This window comes from Streptomyces sp. NPDC035033 (assembly GCF_040636735.1).
Taxonomy (GTDB): domain Bacteria; phylum Actinomycetota; class Actinomycetes; order Streptomycetales; family Streptomycetaceae; genus Streptomyces.
In genome coordinates this window covers 50,840-66,247 of the sequence record NZ_JBEZUZ010000022.1, presented here as the reverse complement: position 1 = coordinate 66,247, position 15,408 = coordinate 50,840, and the positions used below count along the sequence as shown (strand labels likewise).

Annotated in this window: 17 protein-coding genes; 7 read left to right on the top strand and 10 right to left on the bottom strand. The window is 74.7% G+C overall.

The window, feature by feature from the left end; genetic code table 11:
- The first annotated feature begins 44 nt into the window (after nucleotides 1–44).
- Nucleotides 45–1,289, top strand: a complete 1,245-nt coding sequence (locus AB0E83_RS12245; protein ID WP_362109354.1) for a GNAT family N-acetyltransferase — start codon at nucleotides 45–47, stop codon at nucleotides 1,287–1,289.
- 4 nt (nucleotides 1,290–1,293) lie between these two features.
- Here the strand turns inward: AB0E83_RS12245 and AB0E83_RS12240 are convergent, their stop codons facing one another.
- Nucleotides 1,294–2,064, bottom strand: a complete 771-nt coding sequence (locus AB0E83_RS12240) for an ABC transporter permease (protein ID WP_362109352.1) — start codon at nucleotides 2,062–2,064, stop codon at nucleotides 1,294–1,296.
- Entirely contained in the window at nucleotides 2,057–2,998 is a 942-nt protein-coding gene (locus tag AB0E83_RS12235; RefSeq protein ID WP_362109350.1) for an ATP-binding cassette domain-containing protein, read from the bottom strand. Before AB0E83_RS12235 ends, AB0E83_RS12240 begins: the two co-directional genes overlap by 8 nt.
- Nucleotides 2,999–3,114: 116 nt before the next feature.
- Here AB0E83_RS12235 and AB0E83_RS12230 point away from each other — a divergent pair, with 116 nt between their 5' ends.
- Entirely contained in the window at nucleotides 3,115–3,894 is a 780-nt protein-coding gene (locus AB0E83_RS12230; RefSeq protein WP_362109348.1) for a TetR/AcrR family transcriptional regulator, read from the top strand.
- 7 nt (nucleotides 3,895–3,901) lie between these two features.
- Here the strand turns inward: AB0E83_RS12230 and AB0E83_RS12225 are convergent, their stop codons facing one another.
- The 4 genes from AB0E83_RS12225 to AB0E83_RS12210 all read right to left on the bottom strand — a co-directional run bounded on the left by AB0E83_RS12225 (nucleotide 3,902) and on the right by AB0E83_RS12210 (nucleotide 6,851).
- A complete protein-coding gene (locus AB0E83_RS12225; protein WP_362109346.1) occupies nucleotides 3,902–5,326 on the bottom strand; it encodes an MFS transporter in 1,425 nt (474 codons plus the stop codon).
- 115 nt (nucleotides 5,327–5,441) lie between these two features.
- Nucleotides 5,442–5,927 carry a MarR family winged helix-turn-helix transcriptional regulator gene (locus tag AB0E83_RS12220; RefSeq protein ID WP_362109344.1) on the bottom strand — a complete coding sequence of 162 codons (486 nt, stop codon included), beginning with the start codon at nucleotides 5,925–5,927 and terminating at the stop codon, nucleotides 5,442–5,444.
- An 80-nt stretch (nucleotides 5,928–6,007) separates the two neighbouring features.
- Nucleotides 6,008–6,421: a VOC family protein gene (locus tag AB0E83_RS12215; RefSeq protein ID WP_362109342.1), complete on the bottom strand. Its 414-nt coding sequence runs from the start codon at nucleotides 6,419–6,421 to the stop codon at nucleotides 6,008–6,010.
- 10 nt (nucleotides 6,422–6,431) lie between these two features.
- A complete protein-coding gene (locus AB0E83_RS12210; RefSeq protein WP_362109406.1) occupies nucleotides 6,432–6,851 on the bottom strand; it encodes a helix-turn-helix transcriptional regulator in 420 nt (139 codons plus the stop codon).
- Between the two features lie 127 nt (nucleotides 6,852–6,978).
- On the opposite strand from AB0E83_RS12210, the gene AB0E83_RS12205 reads away from it, so the two are divergent.
- The 3 genes from AB0E83_RS12205 (at nucleotide 6,979) to AB0E83_RS12195 (ending at nucleotide 8,459) form a co-directional block, all read left to right on the top strand.
- Nucleotides 6,979–7,371, top strand: a complete 393-nt coding sequence (locus AB0E83_RS12205; RefSeq protein WP_362109340.1) for a helix-turn-helix transcriptional regulator — start codon at nucleotides 6,979–6,981, stop codon at nucleotides 7,369–7,371.
- Between the two features lie 33 nt (nucleotides 7,372–7,404).
- On the top strand, nucleotides 7,405–8,016 hold the full coding sequence (locus AB0E83_RS12200) for a hypothetical protein (protein ID WP_362109338.1): 612 nt from the start codon (nucleotides 7,405–7,407) through the stop codon (nucleotides 8,014–8,016).
- 95 nt (nucleotides 8,017–8,111) lie between these two features.
- Nucleotides 8,112–8,459, top strand: a complete 348-nt coding sequence (locus AB0E83_RS12195; protein ID WP_189853180.1) for a DUF2516 family protein — start codon at nucleotides 8,112–8,114, stop codon at nucleotides 8,457–8,459.
- 124 nt (nucleotides 8,460–8,583) lie between these two features.
- Here AB0E83_RS12195 and AB0E83_RS12190 read toward each other — a convergent pair whose 3' ends face one another.
- The 3 genes from AB0E83_RS12190 to AB0E83_RS12180 all read right to left on the bottom strand — a co-directional run bounded on the left by AB0E83_RS12190 (nucleotide 8,584) and on the right by AB0E83_RS12180 (nucleotide 12,223).
- Nucleotides 8,584–9,831, bottom strand: coding sequence for a fused response regulator/phosphatase (locus AB0E83_RS12190; RefSeq protein ID WP_362109404.1), 1,248 nt, complete (start codon nucleotides 9,829–9,831; stop codon nucleotides 8,584–8,586).
- Between the two features lie 324 nt (nucleotides 9,832–10,155).
- Nucleotides 10,156–11,214 (bottom strand): C40 family peptidase, encoded by a 1,059-nt coding sequence (locus AB0E83_RS12185; RefSeq protein WP_362109336.1) that lies wholly within the window; start codon nucleotides 11,212–11,214, stop codon nucleotides 10,156–10,158.
- Nucleotides 11,215–11,419: 205 nt separating this feature from the next.
- Nucleotides 11,420–12,223 (bottom strand): class I SAM-dependent methyltransferase, encoded by an 804-nt coding sequence (locus tag AB0E83_RS12180; protein ID WP_362109334.1) that lies wholly within the window; start codon nucleotides 12,221–12,223, stop codon nucleotides 11,420–11,422.
- A gap of 212 nt (nucleotides 12,224–12,435) precedes the next feature.
- Between AB0E83_RS12180 and mshA the strand changes: the two genes are divergently transcribed.
- The gene (mshA, locus tag AB0E83_RS12175) at nucleotides 12,436–13,806 is read left to right on the top strand and encodes a D-inositol-3-phosphate glycosyltransferase (RefSeq protein ID WP_362109332.1); all 1,371 of its coding nucleotides are present in this window, start codon (nucleotides 12,436–12,438) and stop codon (nucleotides 13,804–13,806) included.
- Complete coding sequence (locus AB0E83_RS12170) at nucleotides 13,799–14,308, top strand: YbjN domain-containing protein (protein ID WP_362109330.1); 510 nt, start codon at nucleotides 13,799–13,801, stop codon at nucleotides 14,306–14,308. Before mshA ends, AB0E83_RS12170 begins: the two co-directional genes overlap by 8 nt.
- 105 nt (nucleotides 14,309–14,413) lie before the next feature.
- On the opposite strand, the gene AB0E83_RS12165 is transcribed toward AB0E83_RS12170, so the two are convergent.
- A complete protein-coding gene (locus AB0E83_RS12165; RefSeq protein WP_362109328.1) occupies nucleotides 14,414–15,343 on the bottom strand; it encodes an AraC family transcriptional regulator in 930 nt (309 codons plus the stop codon).
- Nucleotides 15,344–15,408: the final 65 nt, after the last annotated feature.

The window sequence follows — 15,408 nt, the reverse complement described above, 5'->3', positions numbered from 1 at the left end:
AAAACCCCGTGCCGGGAGGGCCGGGCCGTGCGTAGGGTCGGGGGATGGCTGTGGAACTGCGCACGGTGACCGAGTCCGAGTTCCCCGACTGGCTGCGGGCGCTGCGGACGGGGTTCCTGCACGAGCCCGTCGTCCCCGACGGGCTGGTGGCGGACCGGTTGGCCCACGTCGACCTCGACCGCACCCGCGCCGCCCTGGACGGCGGCCGGGTCGTCGCCACCTTCCGTTCCTTCCGGCAGGAGGTGAGCGCGGTCGGCGGCGGCGCCCTGTCCGCCGACGCGATCACCCAGGTGACGGTGGCGCCGACGCACCGGCGGCGCGGGCTGCTGAGCCGGCTGATGGCCCTGGACCTCGCCGCCGCCCGGGAGCGGGGCGACGCGATCGCGACGCTGATCGCCGCCGAGTACCCGATCTACGGCCGGTACGGTTTCGGGCCCGCGAGCTCCGTCACCGAGTGGAGCGTGGACCTGCGCCGGGCGGGGCTCGACCCGCGGCGCACCGGCGGCCCCGAGGACGGGGGCCGGATCGACCTCTGCGACGGGGCGGAGATCCGCCGGATCGGGCCGGGGCTGCACCGGCGGCTCGCCGGGGTCCGGGCCGGCGTCACCGACCGCTCCGCCCGGAACTGGGACGTGGGCACCGGCGGCGGCCACCACCTGGAGCCCTGGACCGAGCCGTACTACGCGGTCTACCGCTCGGCGTCGGGCGAGCCCGAGGGGTACGTGTCGTACCGCTGCGACGACAGGTGGAGCGACGACAAGCAGCCGGAGAACACGCTGACCGTGCGGGACCTGATCGCGGCGACGCCGGCCGCCGAGCGGGCCCTGTGGCGGTTCGTCTGCTCGGTCGACTGGGTGGTGACGGTGCGCAGCGGCCACCGGCCGCCGGACGACCCGCTGCCGCTGCTGCTGCCGGACCCGCGCGCGGCGCGGACGGTGAGCCACGCGGACATGCTGTGGCTGCGGATCCTCGACGTGGCGCGGGTCCTGGAGGAGCGGACGTACCCGGTGACGGACGGGCTGGTCCTCGACGTGCGGGACGGGGACGGGTACGCGGGCGGGCGCCACCGCCTCGACGCCTCCCCGAAGGGCGCCTCGTGCGTCCCGACGACCGCCTCGGCGGACCTGGTGCTCGACGTGGCCGAGCTGGCCCGGCTGGTCCTCGGCGACGAGTCGGCGGTGCGGCTGGCGCGGCTGGGCCGGATCGAGGAGGCGGTGCCGGGCGCGGCCGCCCGTGCCGACCTGCTCTTCCGCACCCCGCTGCGGCCGTTCTCGCCGGACATCTTCTGATCCGTCAGCGGGTGCGCAGGCGGAAGAGGGTGCCGGAGGCGGCGACGGCCAGGAGGAGGAGGCCGGCGCACCAGGCGAGGGCGGTCCAGGGCGCGTCGCCGACCGGCCGGTCGAGGAGCAGGCCGCGCAGGGACTCGATGAGCGGGGTGACGGGCTGGTGCTCGGCGAAGCCGTGCAGCCAGCCCGGCATGGTGTCGATGGGGACGAAGGCGCTGCTCGGGTAGGGCAGGAACATCATGAGGAAGGTGACCGCGCCGGCCGCCTCGGGGCTGCGGGTGACGAGGCCGGCCGCGGCGGACAGCCAGGAGACGGCGGTGATGTAGGCGAGCAGCAGGCCGGCCGCGGCGAGCCAGCCGCCGGCGGTGGCGGCGGGGCGGAAGCCGATGAGGAGGGCGACGCCGAGGACCAGGCCGGTGGCCAGGAGGTTCCGGGCGACGGCGGCGACGACGTGTCCGGTGAGGAAGGGGACGGCGCCGACGTCGAGGGTGCGGAGGCGGTCGACGGTGCCGCGCTGCATGTCGTCGCTGACGGTGACGGCGGTCGCGGCGGCGCCGAAGCCGGCGCACAGGACGATGACGCCGGGGACGACGTAGGTGACGTAGCGGGTGTCGCCGGTGTCGATGGCCCCGCCGAAGAAGTAGACGAAGACCAGCATCAGCATCACCGGCAGCACCAGCGCGCTGATGACGGCGTCGAGGTTGCGCCGGCTGAGGAGGAGGCCGCGTCCGACGAGGACGGTGGCGGTGGTGAGGGGGCTCGCGGTCGCGTCAGGCACGGCTCGGCTCCTTCGCGGTGCTGGTCAGGGTGAGGAAGACGTCGTCGAGGGTCGCGCTGTGCAGGGTGAAGCGCTCGATGTCGGTGCGGTCCGGGTCGAGGGCGTCGAGCAGGGCGCGGACGTGGGCGGCGCTGCCGTCGGTGGGGAGGCCGAGGGTGAGGGTCTCGGGGGTGTGGGCGGTGGCGTGCGGGGTGAGGCGGAGGTACGCGTCCCGGTCGCGGGCGACGAGGTCGAGGCGGTGGCCCGCGTAACGGGTCTTCAGCTCCGCGGCGGTGCCTTCGGCGAGGGCGCGGCCGCCGCCGAGGACGGCGATGCGGTGGGCGAGCCGGTCGGCCTCCTCCAGGTACTGGGTGGTGAGGAAGACGGTGGTGCCGTGGGCGGACAACTCGCGGACGACGTCCCAGAGTTCGTTCCGGCTGCGCGGGTCGAGGCCGGTGGTGGGTTCGTCGAGGAAGACGACCCGGGTGGTGCCGGGGTCGCGGACGAGGCCGGCGGCGAGGTCGAGGCGGCGGCGCATGCCTCCGGAGTACGTCTTCGCCTGCCGGTCGCGGGCGTCGGTGAGCCGGAAGCGTTCGAGGAGTTCGTCGGCGCGGCGGGCGGCGGCCGCGCGGGAGAGGCCGGAGAGGCGGGCGGCGAGGCGGAGGTTCTCGGCGCCGGTGAGGGTCTCGTCGACGGCCGCGTACTGGCCGGTGAGGCTGATGGCGCGGCGGACGGCGCGGCGCTCGGTGACGACGTCGTGGCCCGCCACGCGCGCGTGCCCGCCGTCGGGGGCGGTGAGGGTGGTGAGGATCCGGACGGTGGTGGTCTTGCCGGCGCCGTTGGGCCCGAGGAGGGCGAAGACGGTGCCGGTCTCGACGCGGAGGTCGAGGGCGTCGAGGACGCGGGTGGTGCCGTAGCCCTTGGTCAGGCCGGTGGTCTCGATGGCGGGAGGCATGGGTGTCCCCTTCTGCGGCGCTCAGCAGCGTACTGCGTATGCCTTACGCGTTACTGTGTAAGGGTTACGCATTACTAGGATGGGCGTCAAGCGGGCGAGCTCAGGAGGCGGCGCGGATGACGGGCGGCAAGGACGGGAACGTGTCCCGGGGCGAGGGCGGGTCGTACCTGCCGGCCTCGATCGAGGCCGCCTGGGGGCTGCGCGAGCGCCCCACCAAGGGGCCGAAGCCCGGCCTCAGCCAGGACCGGATCGTCGCCGCGGCCGTGGAGCTCGCCTCGGCGGAGGGGCTCGCCGCCGTCTCGATGGGGCGGGTCGCCAAGGAGCTGGGCGTCTCGACGATGTCCCTCTACCGGTACGTCTCCGCCAAGCAGGAGCTGTACGTGCTGATGCAGGAGGCCGCGACGGGCGCCCCGCCGGAGCTGTTCGGCCCGGACGTCCCCTGGCGGGAGGGGCTGGAGCGCTGGGCCCGGGCGATGCGCGAGGTCTATCTGCGCAGCCTCTGGCTGCTGCGGATCCCGGTCTCCGGCCCGCCCGCGACCCCGCACGCGGTGGCCTGGTGGGAGAAGGCGCTGCTCGCGATGGAGGGCACCGGCCTCGACGAGGGCACCAAGATCTCGGTGACGCTGCTGGTGTCCGGTTTCGTGAAGAGCGACGCGCTGATGATGGCCGAGCTCGCGGACGCGATGGAGGCGTCCGGGGTCGCGCCGGAGGAGGCCATGGCCCAGTACAGCCGCACCCTGCGCCGGCTGGTCGACCCGGCCGCGTTCCCGCAGGTGGCGAAGGTGATCGACTCGGGGGTCCTGGACCAGGCCGACGGCCCCGACGACGAGTTCCGCTTCGGTCTGGCCCGGATCCTGGACGGCGTCGCGGCCCTCGTGGAGGGCCGCGCGTCCTGAGCCGCCGTCAGGCGGCGGTGACGACCTCGGGCCGGGGGGCCGCCGCCTTCGCGCGGAGCACGGTCGCCGCGACCGCGAGGGCGGCGAGCAGCAGCCCCGTGCCGACCGCGAAGGCCAGGCGGTAGCCGCCCGTCAGGGCCTCCGCCGCGGTCCGCCCGGCCGCGCCGAGCGCCTCGGTGCGGGCGGCGGCCAGGGTGGAGAGGACCGCCACGCCGAGCGCCATGCCGATCTGCTGCGTGGTGTTGAAGAGCCCCGAGGCCAGGCCCGCGTCGGCCTCGTCGGCGCCCGACATGCCGAGCGCCGTGAGGGCCGGCAGCGCCAGGCCGAAGCCGGCGGCGAGCAGCATCACCGGGAGCAGGTCGGTGGCGTACGAGGCGTGCACGGGGACCCGGGTGAGCAGGCCCAGCACGCCGACCAGCAGCCCGAGGCCGGTGAGCAGCACCGCGCGCTCGCCGTAGCGGGTGATGAGCCGGGCCGAGACGCCCAGCGAGACGGCGCCGATGGCCAGGGCGGCGGGCAGCATGGCGAGGCCGGTGGCGGTGGCGCCGTACCCCTGGACCCGCTGGAGGTAGAGGGCGACGAGGACCTGGAAGGAGAAGAGGGCGGCGACCATGAGGAGCTGGACGAGGTTGGCGCCCGCGACCGCGCGGGAGCGCAGGATCCGCAGCGGCATCAGGGGGGTGGCGGCCCGGCGCTGGCGGACCAGGAAGCCGGCGAGCAGGGCGAGGGCGAGGGCGCCGAGGCCCAGGGTGTGGGCGGAGGCGGCCCCGTGCTCCTCGATGCGCACGACCGCGTAGATGCCGGTCGTCAGGCCCGCGGTGACCAGGAGCGCGCCGAGGGCGTCGGCGCCGGCGGCGAGGCCGAGGCCCCGGTCGGCGGGGAGGGCGCGGACGGCGAGGGCGATCGCGGCGGCGCCGACGGGCAGGTTGATGAAGAAGATCCAGTGCCAGGAGAGGGCGTCGGTGAGGAGCCCGCCGAGGACCTGGCCGAGGGAGGCGCCGGCGGCTCCGGTGAAGCTGAACACGGCGATGGCGCGGGCGCGTTCGCGGGGTTCGGTGAAGAGCGTGACGAGGATGCCGAGGCTGACGGCGGAGGACATCGCGCTGCCGGCGCCCTGGAGGAAGCGGGCGGCGATCAGGACGGCGGGGGAGCCGGCGACGCCGGCGAGCAGCGATGCACTTGTGAAGACGGCGGTCCCGGCGAGGAACATCCGTTTGCGTCCGATCAGGTCGCCGAGGCGTCCGGCGAGCAGCAGGAGCGCGCCGAAGGCGATGAGGTAGGCGTTGACGACCCAGCTCAGGCCGGCCGGGGTGAAGCCGAGGTCGGCCTGGACGGCGGGCATGGCGACGGTGACGATGCTGCCGTCGAGGACGGTCATGAGCATGGCGCTGGCGAGCACGGTGAGCGCGAGGGAACGGTTCTGGGCACGCATGGGGATCTCTCCTGTCCGTGGAGGCGACAGGAGAGACGCTAGCAGAAGGTTTTGTTGCAGACTATTTTTTACGGAACTTGATGGAGGGCTTCCGCCGGGCCCCTCCGGCCCCGGGTCAGTTCTTCTGGCGGGCCCGGCGCGCGGTCCCCGGCCCCTCGACGGGCGTCCGCAGGGGGCCGTCGGCCAGCCGCCCCAGCGCCCGGACCAGCACCTCCCGCTCCTCCTCGGGGAGCGAGCCGAGGGCGTCCGCGTGGACGCCGTCCACGATCCGCCGGCTCTCCGCGGCGACCCGCGCGCCCGCCTCGGTGACGGCGATGATCCGCGCCCGCCGGTCCGTGCTCGACGGCCGCCGCTCGGCCAGCCCGGCCTTCTCCAGCGCGTCGACGGTGACGACCATCGTCGTCTTGTCCATGTCGCCGATCTCGGCGAGCTGCGCCTGGGTCCGCTCCTCCTCCAGGGCGTGGACGAGGACGCAGTGCATCCGGGCGGTGAGCCCGATCTCCGCCAGCTCCGCCGCCATGCGGGTGCGCAGGACGTGACTGGTGTGGTCGAGGAGGTAGGAGAGATCGGGCTCGCTGCGGCGGGGCGTCATGGCGGTCATGTCCGCCAGGGTAGCCAGGATCGATCCGTCGCGGATTATCGAGAACCGTAGGAAAACGCGGGACCGGTCCCGGCCGGCCGTCAGGACTTCGGCTGCTGGAAGACGATCTGGTTGCCCGCCGGGTCGAGGAAGGCGCACTCGCGGACGCCGTACGGCTGGTCGACCGGCTCCCGCAGGACCTCGGCCCCCGAGGCGGCGACGCGCTCGAAGACCGCGTCGCAGTCGTCCGTGCCGAAGATCGCCGCGCGCAGCAGGCCCTTGCGCATGAGGTCGACGACCGCCCGGCGGTCGGCCTCGGAGGCGCCGGGGTCGGCCAGCGGCGACTCCAGCACGACCGACACGTCCGGCTGCGCGGGCGACCCCACGGTCACCCAGCGCATGTCCTGGAAGCCCACGTCCTTGCGGACCTCCAGGCCGAGCGTGTCCCGGTAGAAGCCGAGCGCCTCGTCGTGGTCGTCGACGGTGATGAAGCTCTGGGAGAGGTTGATGTCCATGGCCCCCACGCTAGGGAGCGCCGCCGGCCCGCGCTTCTCCGTTCCTGACCGGTCGCGAGACCACCTTGGCGACGCAGGCGGGCAGGGCGGCGTCGGCCCCGTGCTCCCGGGCCCGGTAGGCGCTCGGCGTCTCCCCGACCAGTTGGGTGAAGCGCGAGCTGAACGAGCCCAGCGACGTACACCCCACCTCCATGCAGACGTCCGTCACCGACAGGTCCCCGCGCCGCAGCAGCGCCTTGGCGCGCTCGATCCGCCGGGTCATGAGGTAGCTGTACGGGGTCTCCCCGAAGGCGCTGCGGAAGCTCCGCGCGAAGTGCCCGGTGGACATCAGCGCGGTCCGCGCGAGCGCGGCCACGTCCAGCGGCTGCGCGTAGTCCCGGTCCATCCGGTCCCGCGCCTTCCGCAGGCGCCGGAGGTCGTCGAGGGGTATGCGGGTGCTCACGCCCTCACGGTACTGCCGGGGCGGGGCCCGGGGGCCGGTTCGCCCGGCGCGGCCGGTGGTGCCTCTTGCAAGCATGTGCTTGCAATAGTTAGCAACGGGTGGCAGGGTACGGAGCATGGCATCGCTCAACGTCGGCAATCTCGGCAGCCTCGGCGAGTACCTGCGCGAGCAGCGGCGCACCGCGCAGCTCTCGCTCCGGCAGCTCGCCGACGCCGCCGGGGTGTCGAACCCGTACCTCAGCCAGATCGAGCGCGGGCTGCGCAAGCCCAGCGCCGAGGTGCTCCAGCAGGTCGCCAAGGCGCTGCGGATCTCGGCCGAGACGCTCTACGTGCGGGCCGGGATCCTCGACGAGAAGGACCGGGAGGAGCTGGAGACGCGCGCCGTCATCCTGGCCGATCCCTCGATCAGCGAGCGGCAGAAGCAGGTGCTGCTCCAGATCTACGACTCCTTCCGCAAGGAGAACGCGGCGGAGGCCGCGGCGGGAGCCACAGCGGAGCCGGAAGCCTAGAGCCAGTACGCCCCCATCGGGAGGACCACCAGCATGGCCATCATCGACGAACTGCGGACCCCCCTCTACTTCGCCGCCGGCACGGCCGACCTCGCCGTGCGGCAGGCCCTCAAGGTGCCCGGTCTGCTCGAGCAGCTCGCCGCCGAGGCGCCCGGCCGGATCGAGGCCGTGCGGAAGACCGACCCCAAGGCCGTCCAGGAGAAGGTCACCGACCGGGCCAAGGAGGCCCAGGCCGTCGTCCAGGCGAAGGTCGCCGAGGTCGTCGGGGCCGTCGGCTCCCTCGACGCCGACGACCTCAAGAAGCTCGGCGAGACCGCGCAGGACCTGGCCCTGCGGGGCGTCGGCGTGGCCGCCGAGTACGCCGTCAAGGCGCGCGAGAAGTACGAGGAGGTCGCCGCCCTCGGCGAGGAGACCGTCCGCGCCTGGCGCGGCGAGGCCCCCGCCCCGGCCACCGGGATCACGGTCGTGGTCGAGCCGGAGGAGGCCGCCGACGAGGAGCCCGCGTCCGCGTCCGTGCCCGCGCCCGCGGAGGAGCCGGAGGCCGCCGGGGAGCCCGCGCCCGCGAAGAAGGCGCCCGCCCGCAAGGCCGCCGCCCGTAAGGCCCCCGCGAAGAAGGCCGCGGCCACGGCCGGCGAGGCCGAATAGCGGACCCGGGCACGATTCCTGGGGCCAGGTGCGTTGAAACGGGTACCTTGACCGCGAGGCGCACGTACCCCATGACCCCCTAGGCGGTGTTCAGCATGCTGATGGACCGGTTCGACAACACCCTCAACCTGCTGATGTTCCTGGTCTTCACCGGGTTCGCCGTCGCCTCGTTCGTCATCGCGGCGATGGTCCGCGAGGACGCCTACCGGGCCGCGGACAAGCAGACGAAGAAGTTCTGGCTGATCCTGCTCGGGGTCAACCTCGCGCTGAACCTCTTCCTCCCCGGCCTCCTCTTCCTCCTGATCGCCGGCCTGATCGCCGCGATCGTCTTCATGGTGGACGTCCGCCCGGCCCTCAAGCAGGTCATGGGCGGCGGTGGCGGCGGCCGGCGCGGCGGATCCAGCAGCGACGGGCCGTACGGCCCGTACAACGGCGGCCGGTAGCCGCGGGGACGCGCGGGAGAGGGCCCGGGGGCACCGCCCCCGGGCCCTTCGCGCGCGCTCAGGGGCCCGCCTGGCCCCGCGCGTGCCGGGCGCCGCGGGCCCGGCCCGGTCCGGAAGGGGCGGCCTAGCCCAGGGGCCCCTCGCGCTCCAGGGCCAGCAGGGCCACGTCGTCCGTCAGCTCGCCGCCGTTCAGGGAGCGGGCCTCCGCCATCGCGGCCTCCAGGAGCGCCTCGCCGCGCAGGCCGCCGGTCAGCTGCCGGTTGATCATCCCGACCATGCCGTCCTGCCCGAGCCGGGGCGAGCCCGGGCCCGCCGTCCGGCCCTCGATCAGGCCGTCGGTGTAGAGCAGCAGGCTCCACGCCCCGCCCAGCTCGACCTGCCGGCGCGGCCAGCGGGCGCGCGGCAGCAGCCCGAGGGCCGGGCCGCCGTCCTCGTACGGCAGGAGCCGGGCGGTCCCGCCCCGCTGGGCGACGAGCGGCGCCGGGTGGCCGGCCAGACAGAGCCCGGCGCGGCGCCCGTCGGGCGCGATGTCGACCGTGCAGAGGGTCGCGAAGATCTCCTCGCTCTCCCGCTCGTGCTCCAGGACCTGCTGGAGGGTGGAGAGCAGCTCGTCCCCGCAGAGCCCGGCGAAGGTCAGGGCGCGCCAGGCGATCCGCAGCTCGACGCCGAGGGCGGCCTCGTCGGGGCCGTGGCCGCAGACGTCGCCGATCATGGCGTGGACGGTGCCGTCCGGGGTGCGGACGACGTCGTAGAAGTCGCCGCCGAGCAGCGCCCGGGACCGGCCGGGCCGGTAGCTGGCAGCGAAGCGCAGGTCGGAGCCCTCCAGGAGCGGCGTGGGCAGCAGGCCGCGCTCCAGGCGGGCGTTCTCCTGGGCGCGCAGCCGGGACTCGGCGAGCTTCACCTTGGCGGCGTCGTTGCGCTTGCGCTCGACCGCGTACCGGATGGCGCGGCTCAGCAGCCGCCCGTCCAGCTCCTCCCGGAAGAGGTGGTCCTGGGCCCCGACCCGGACCGCCTCGGCGGCCAGCTCGGCGTCGGCCGAGGGGGCGAGGGCGAGGACGGCGTGCCGGGGCGCGAGGCGCAGGATGTGCCGCAGCGGGGCGAGCGGGTCCTCGTCGGCCGCGCCCCGGGGGGCGGGCAGCGCGAGGTCGACGAGCACGCAGTGCACGTCGTCGGTGAGCAGCCGCTCGGCCTCGGTGAGGTTCCGGGCGGTGCGGATGCGGACCCGGGTGCCGGCCTTGCCCGCCGCGTCCAGCAGTTCGGGTACGGCGAGGGAACCCGCCGGGTCGTCCTCGACGACCAGGAGGGTGAGGTCGGTGCGGTCGCGGTCGGTTCCTGTGCCGGTTCCTGCGTCTGTCACAGCAGTGGAGTCCATGACGGTGGCGTCCATGGCGGTGGTCTCGCCTTGCCCCGCGGCAGAGACGATTCTCCGGCGCGGTACGGATACGGGCATCGGTCCGGGTTTCCTTCCCTCCCCCGCGGGTGATCCGGGCGCCGGGTGGCGTCCCGCCCGTCCGGGACCATAGCGGCAGTGCGGCGTGCGGCGGAATGGCGATCACCCCGCGGGCGCGCCCGTCATCCTTGGCATATGCCGCGGAAGGGGAGGTAGTTGTGCCCGGAGCGGGCACGGGCGGGCCCCGGACCCATGAGAAAGGTCACTCGGGCCGATCCGTCAGGTCGGCCCGGCGGCCCCCGCCCGTCAGACCGGGCGGACGATGCCGAGGATCTCCATCGAGCCGGCGCCCGCGACCGTGACGTTCCGCCCGGGCCGGGGCGCGTGGACCATCTTCCCGTCCCCGATGTACATGCCGATGTGGCTGGCGTCCTTGTAGTAGACGATCAGGTCGCCGGGGAGCATGTCCTTCGGCTGGACGCGGGGGAGCAGCCGCCACTGCTCCTGCGAGGTGCGCGGGATGACCTTGCCGGCGGCCGCCCAGGCGGACTGGGTGAGGCCGGAGCAGTCGAAGGAGTCCGGTCCCTCGGCGCCCCACACGTACGGCTTGCCGACCTGGGCGAGGGCGTTCCGGATCGCCTCGCGGGCGGCCGGGGAGGTCTCGGTGCCGAGCTCGGCGAGTATCCCGGAGCCGAGCCACTTCGTCTGGGCCTGCTGCCGGGCCAGCTCCTCCAGGCGGCGCAGCCGCTCGCGCTCCTCGGCGGCGAGCTCGCTCTCCAGCTTCTTCGCGGCGGCGATCTTGCCGTTGATGTCCTTCTTCGCCTGGGCCTGCTTGACGCGGTCGGCCTCCAGCTTGGTCCAGTTGTCGCCGGCCTCCTTGGCGTAGGTGTCCAGCTCGGCCTGGGCGCGGGTGAGCTCGCCGATGAGGTCGGTGGTGGCCTTGGCGCCCTCGCGGAGCCGACCGGCGGTGTCGAGGAAGAGCTGCGGGTCGCCGGCGAGGACGAGCCGGGCGCTGTCGGGGATGCCGCCGTTGCGGTACTGGGCGCGGGCGGTGGCGCCGGCCTGGGCCTTGAGGGTCTCGATCCGCTTCCGGCCGCCCTCGATCATCCGGGCGAGCCGCACGATCTCGGCGGACTGCTTCTCGGCGCGCTCCTCGGCGAGGTTGTACGCGTCGGTGGCGGCGGCCGCCTGCCGGTACAGCTCGTCGATCTCCGTGCGGACCTCTTCGAGGGTCTTCTTCGGCGGGGGCGGCGGCAGCGGGGCGGCGGCGGCCTGGAGCGTGAGCGCCGGCGAGGCCAGGACGGCCAGGGCGCAGACCACGGTCACCGCGGCGGCGGCGTGCGGACGTCGGCGTCGTCGGTTCACTGTCTCCCCCTCGTGACCGGGATCCCCCCGGGCCACTTTCTGATTTACCGTCAGTAACTTGTGGTGGTCCTGGCGATAGTGCCACGAGGAGCCCGAAAACGACAGGTGCCCCGCCAGAGTGACGGCCGATGGGGGGACGGCGTTCCCGGGACACGGGGATGTGCGGGGGACGTGGGGCGCCGGTGGCCCCCAGGACACCCGCCGGTCACCCGCCGCCCGGCGCCAGCGCCCCCCAGCGGAGGGTCACCTCGCCCTGCCGCCAGCGCTTCGGGCCGTCCACGACCGGCCAGTCGCCCGTCAGGTCCCGGACCGCGCGGATCCAGCGCTGCCGGGCGCCCAGGGAGGCGTACGGGGCCGCCGCCGCCCAGGCCCGGTCGAAGTCCCGCAGGAAGGCGTGGACCGGCTCGCCCGGCACGTTGCGGTGGATCAGCGCCTTCGGCAGGCGCTCGGCCAGGTCCGAGGGGCGCTCCAGGGAGCCGAGCCGGGTCGCGAAGGTGACCGTGCGCGGCCCGCTCCGGTCGAGCGCCACCCACACGTGCCGGCGCCCGATCTCGTCGCAGGTCCCCTCGACGAGCAGCCCGCCGGGCGCGAGCCGCCCGCACAGCCGCTCCCACACCGCCGCGACCTGCTCCTCGTCGTACTGGCGCAGCACGTTCGCCGCCCGGATCAGCGCGGGCGCGCCCGGCACCGGCACCTCGAAGCCGCCGTGCACGAAGGCGAGCCCCTCGTGCCGCTCCTCGTACGGCTTCGCGGCCGCCACCCGCGCGGGCTCGATCTCGATCCCGTACAGCAGGGTGCGGGGCTCGGCGGTGCGCAGCCGGGCGAGGAGCTCGACGGCGGTCCAGGGGGCGGCGCCGTACCCGAGGTCGACGGCGACGGGCGGCTCGGGGGAGCGGCGCAGGGCGGGGCCGTGGACGGCGGCGATCCAGCGGTCCATGCGGCGCAGCCGGTTGGGGTTGGTGGTCCCGCGGGTCGGGGTGCCGACGGGGCGGGTGGTGCGCGGGGCCATGCGACGAGGATACGTAAGGGGCGGAGGGCGGCCGGGCCCCGCGTCGCGCAAGGGATGGGGGAAGCCGGACCCCGCGTAATGAATTGGCAAAACGCCGGTCGCGGCGGAAATGAAGAGAACCGTTCCGGTGTTGTCCGGGGCGGAGGACGTGGACCGCGCCCTCCGCCTGTCATGTCCGCACGCCAGGCCCCTCTCGCGGAAGGACCGCCGACGTGAGCCAGTACGTGTCCCGGTTCGCCGGCACCCGGCACCGGCACCCGGCAGCGCCCTCCCGGCTCCGGCTGCCGGGCCGCCACCGGACCCCCCGCCGCGTCGCCATGCTCTCCGTCCACACCTCCCCGCTCCACCAGCCGGGCACCGGCGACGCGGGCGGGATGAACGTCTACATCGTCGAGCTCGCCAAGCGGCTCGCCGCCATCGACATCGAGGTCGAGATCTTCACCCGGGCCACCACCGGCGGCCTCGCCCCCGCGGTCGAGCTGGCCCCCGGCGTCCTGGTGCGGCACGTGGACGCCGGACCGTACGAAGGACTGGCCAAGGAGGAGCTGCCGGCCCAGCTCTGCGCCTTCACGCACGGCGTGATGCGGGCGTGGGCGGGCCACCGCCCCGGCCACTACGACCTCGTCCACTCGCACTACTGGCTCTCCGGCCACGTCGGCTGGCTCGCCGCCGAGCGGTGGGGCGTCCCGCTCGTCCACGCCATGCACACCATGGCCAAGGTCAAGAACGCCTCGCTCGCCGAGGGCGACACCCCCGAGCCGGCCGCCCGGGTCATCGGCGAGACGCAGATCGTCGCCGCCGCCGACCGGCTGATCGCCAACACCGCCGAGGAGGCCGACGAGCTGGCCCGCTTCTACGAGGCGGACCCCGGCAAGATCGCGGTCGTCCACCCCGGCGTCAACCTCGACCGCTTCCGGCCCGCCGACGGCCGGGCCGCCGCCCGCGCCCGCCTCGGCCTGCCCCGGGACGCCTTCGTCCCCGTCTTCGCCGGCCGCATCCAGCCGCTGAAGGCCCCCGACATCCTGCTGCGCGCCGCCGCCCTGATGGTCGACCGCGACCCCACCCTCCGCTCCCGGATGGTGGTGCCGGTGGTCGGCGGCCCCAGCGGCAGCGGCCTCGCCAAGCCGGAGCAGCTCCAGAAGCTCGCCGCCACGCTGGGCATCGCCGATCTGGTGCGCTTCCACCCGCCGGTGGGCCAGGAGCGGCTCGCGGACTGGTTCCGGGCCGCGTCGGTCCTCGTCATGCCCTCGTACAGCGAGTCCTTCGGGCTCGTCGCGATCGAGGCGCAGGCGGCCGGCACCCCGGTCGTCGCCGCGGCGGTGGGTGGCCTGCCCGTCGCCGTGCGGGACGAGCGGACCGGCTTCCTGGTGCAGGGCCACGACCCCGCGGACTACGCGCGCGTGCTGGATCGTTTCGCCGCCGATCCGGAGCTCACCGCGCGGATGGGCGACGCCGCCGCCCGGCACGCCGAGTCCTTCGGCTGGGACACGGCCGCCTCGGGCACCGCCGACGTGTACACGGCCGCCCTGCACGACCACCGCCAGCGCGCGCACCACCGTCGCGTACGCTCCCACCATGGCTGACGCTCAGGACGCTCAGGACGTACGGCGGATCGTCGAGGACACGCTCACCGACGCGGAGCTGGAGTGGGAGAGCACCGGACCCGGCGCGTACGTGGTCAAACTCCCCGGCACCCGCAAGCTGTTCACCACGCTGTCGCTGCGGGTCGGCCGCCACTCCCTCTCCCTCAACGCCTTCGTCGTCCGCCACCCCGACGAGAACGAGGCCGGCGTCCACCGCTGGCTCCTCGAACGGAACCTCAAGCTGTACGGGGTGGGGTACGCGATCGACCCGCTCGGCGACGTCTACCTCGCCGGCAAGCTCCCGCTGGCCGCCGTCACGCCGGAGGAGCTCGACCGACTGCTCGGCTCGGTCCTGGAGACGGCGGACGGCGACTTCAACACCCTGCTCGAACTCGGCTTCGCGACGGCCATCCGCCGGGAGTACGCCTGGCGGGTCTCCCGGGGCGAGTCGACGCGGAACCTCGACGCGTTCAGGAACCTGACCGCGAAGCCGGCCGAGTAGCCCGCCGGACCGCCGGACCGCTGTTCCGTCGGACCGCTGTTCCGCTGTTCTGCCGGTCCGCCGGACCGCCGTTCTGTCGGACCGCCGTTCCGCCGGGTCGGCCGGTCAGCGGCCGGCCCGGTACCGCCCCGGGGGCGTGCCGAACTCGCGGCGGAAGGCGTGCGAGAGCGCGTACGGACTGCTGTAGCCGACGCGGCGGGCGATGGAGACCAGGGGGTCCCGGGTGTCCCGCAGGAGCGCGGCCGCCCGGGTGAGCCGCCACCACGTCAGGTACTCCATCGGGGGCCGGCCGACGAGCGCGGTGAAACGGCGGGCCAGCGTGGGGCGGGAGACGCCCGCCTCGGCCGCGAGCAGCTCGTTGGTCCAGGGCGCGGCCGGGTCGTCGTGCAGCGCCCGCAGGGCCGCGGCGGTCACCGGGTCGCCGAGGGCGGCGGGCCAGGCGCCCCCCTCCCCGGATCCGCCGCCCGTGGCCCACGCGCGGACCATGTACACGAGCAGCAGGTCGAGGAGGCTGGGCAGCGCCACCCCCGAACCGGGCAGCCGCTCGCCCGCCTCGCGGCCCAACAGGCCGATGGCGGCGCCCAGTTCGTCCCCTCCGTCCGCCCGCCCCGGCAGGTGGACGAGCGGCGGCAGCTCCGCGAGGAGCGGGTGGACGTGGCTGCGGTCGAGCCGGTATTTGCCGCACAGCATCTCCACCACGGGCCCGCCCGCGTGCGCGGGCGTCAGCAGCGGGCGCTCCACCGTCCCGTCCGCCCACCGCTCGAACGGCACCGCGCGCGCCAGCTCCTCGGCGCCGACGGGCGCGTCGGCGAGGACGTGCCCGGTGCCGTGCGGCAGCAGGACGGCGTCGCCCGCGCCGAGTTCGACCGGCGCGCCGCCGTCGACGAGCAGCCAGCAGCGCCCCTCCAGGACGACGTGGAAGCCCGCGCCCTCGTACGGGGCGAGCCGGGTGCACCAGCTGCCGCCGATCCGTACCCGCTGCGAGAAGGGCCGCCCGACCCGTACGGCGGAGATCGCGTCGCTCACCACGTCCATCGCGCCAGCATAGTGAGACGCACGCGTATCCGGGGGAGCCGTACGGGCATTGAGATGCTCACCGG

Bases quoted from the DNA above. Each gene is read 5' to 3' on its own strand.
- AB0E83_RS12245 (WP_362109354.1), top strand. From the start codon at position 45: ATGGCTGTGGAACTGCGCACGGTGACCGAGTCCGAGTTCCCCGACTGG.
- AB0E83_RS12235 (WP_362109350.1), bottom strand. From the start codon at position 2,998: ATGCCTCCCGCCATCGAGACCACCGGCCTGACCAAGGGCTACGGCACC.
- AB0E83_RS12230 (WP_362109348.1), top strand. From the start codon at position 3,115: ATGACGGGCGGCAAGGACGGGAACGTGTCCCGGGGCGAGGGCGGGTCG.
- AB0E83_RS12225 (WP_362109346.1), bottom strand. From the start codon at position 5,326: ATGCGTGCCCAGAACCGTTCCCTCGCGCTCACCGTGCTCGCCAGCGCC.
- AB0E83_RS12220 (WP_362109344.1), bottom strand. From the start codon at position 5,927: ATGACCGCCATGACGCCCCGCCGCAGCGAGCCCGATCTCTCCTACCTC.
- AB0E83_RS12215 (WP_362109342.1), bottom strand. From the start codon at position 6,421: ATGGACATCAACCTCTCCCAGAGCTTCATCACCGTCGACGACCACGAC.
- AB0E83_RS12205 (WP_362109340.1), top strand. From the start codon at position 6,979: ATGGCATCGCTCAACGTCGGCAATCTCGGCAGCCTCGGCGAGTACCTG.
- AB0E83_RS12200 (WP_362109338.1), top strand. From the start codon at position 7,405: ATGGCCATCATCGACGAACTGCGGACCCCCCTCTACTTCGCCGCCGGC.
- AB0E83_RS12195 (WP_189853180.1), top strand. From the start codon at position 8,112: ATGCTGATGGACCGGTTCGACAACACCCTCAACCTGCTGATGTTCCTG.
- AB0E83_RS12190 (WP_362109404.1), bottom strand. From the start codon at position 9,831: ATGGACTCCACTGCTGTGACAGACGCAGGAACCGGCACAGGAACCGAC.
- AB0E83_RS12180 (WP_362109334.1), bottom strand. From the start codon at position 12,223: ATGGCCCCGCGCACCACCCGCCCCGTCGGCACCCCGACCCGCGGGACC.
- AB0E83_RS12170 (WP_362109330.1), top strand. From the start codon at position 13,799: ATGGCTGACGCTCAGGACGCTCAGGACGTACGGCGGATCGTCGAGGAC.
- AB0E83_RS12165 (WP_362109328.1), bottom strand. From the start codon at position 15,343: ATGGACGTGGTGAGCGACGCGATCTCCGCCGTACGGGTCGGGCGGCCC.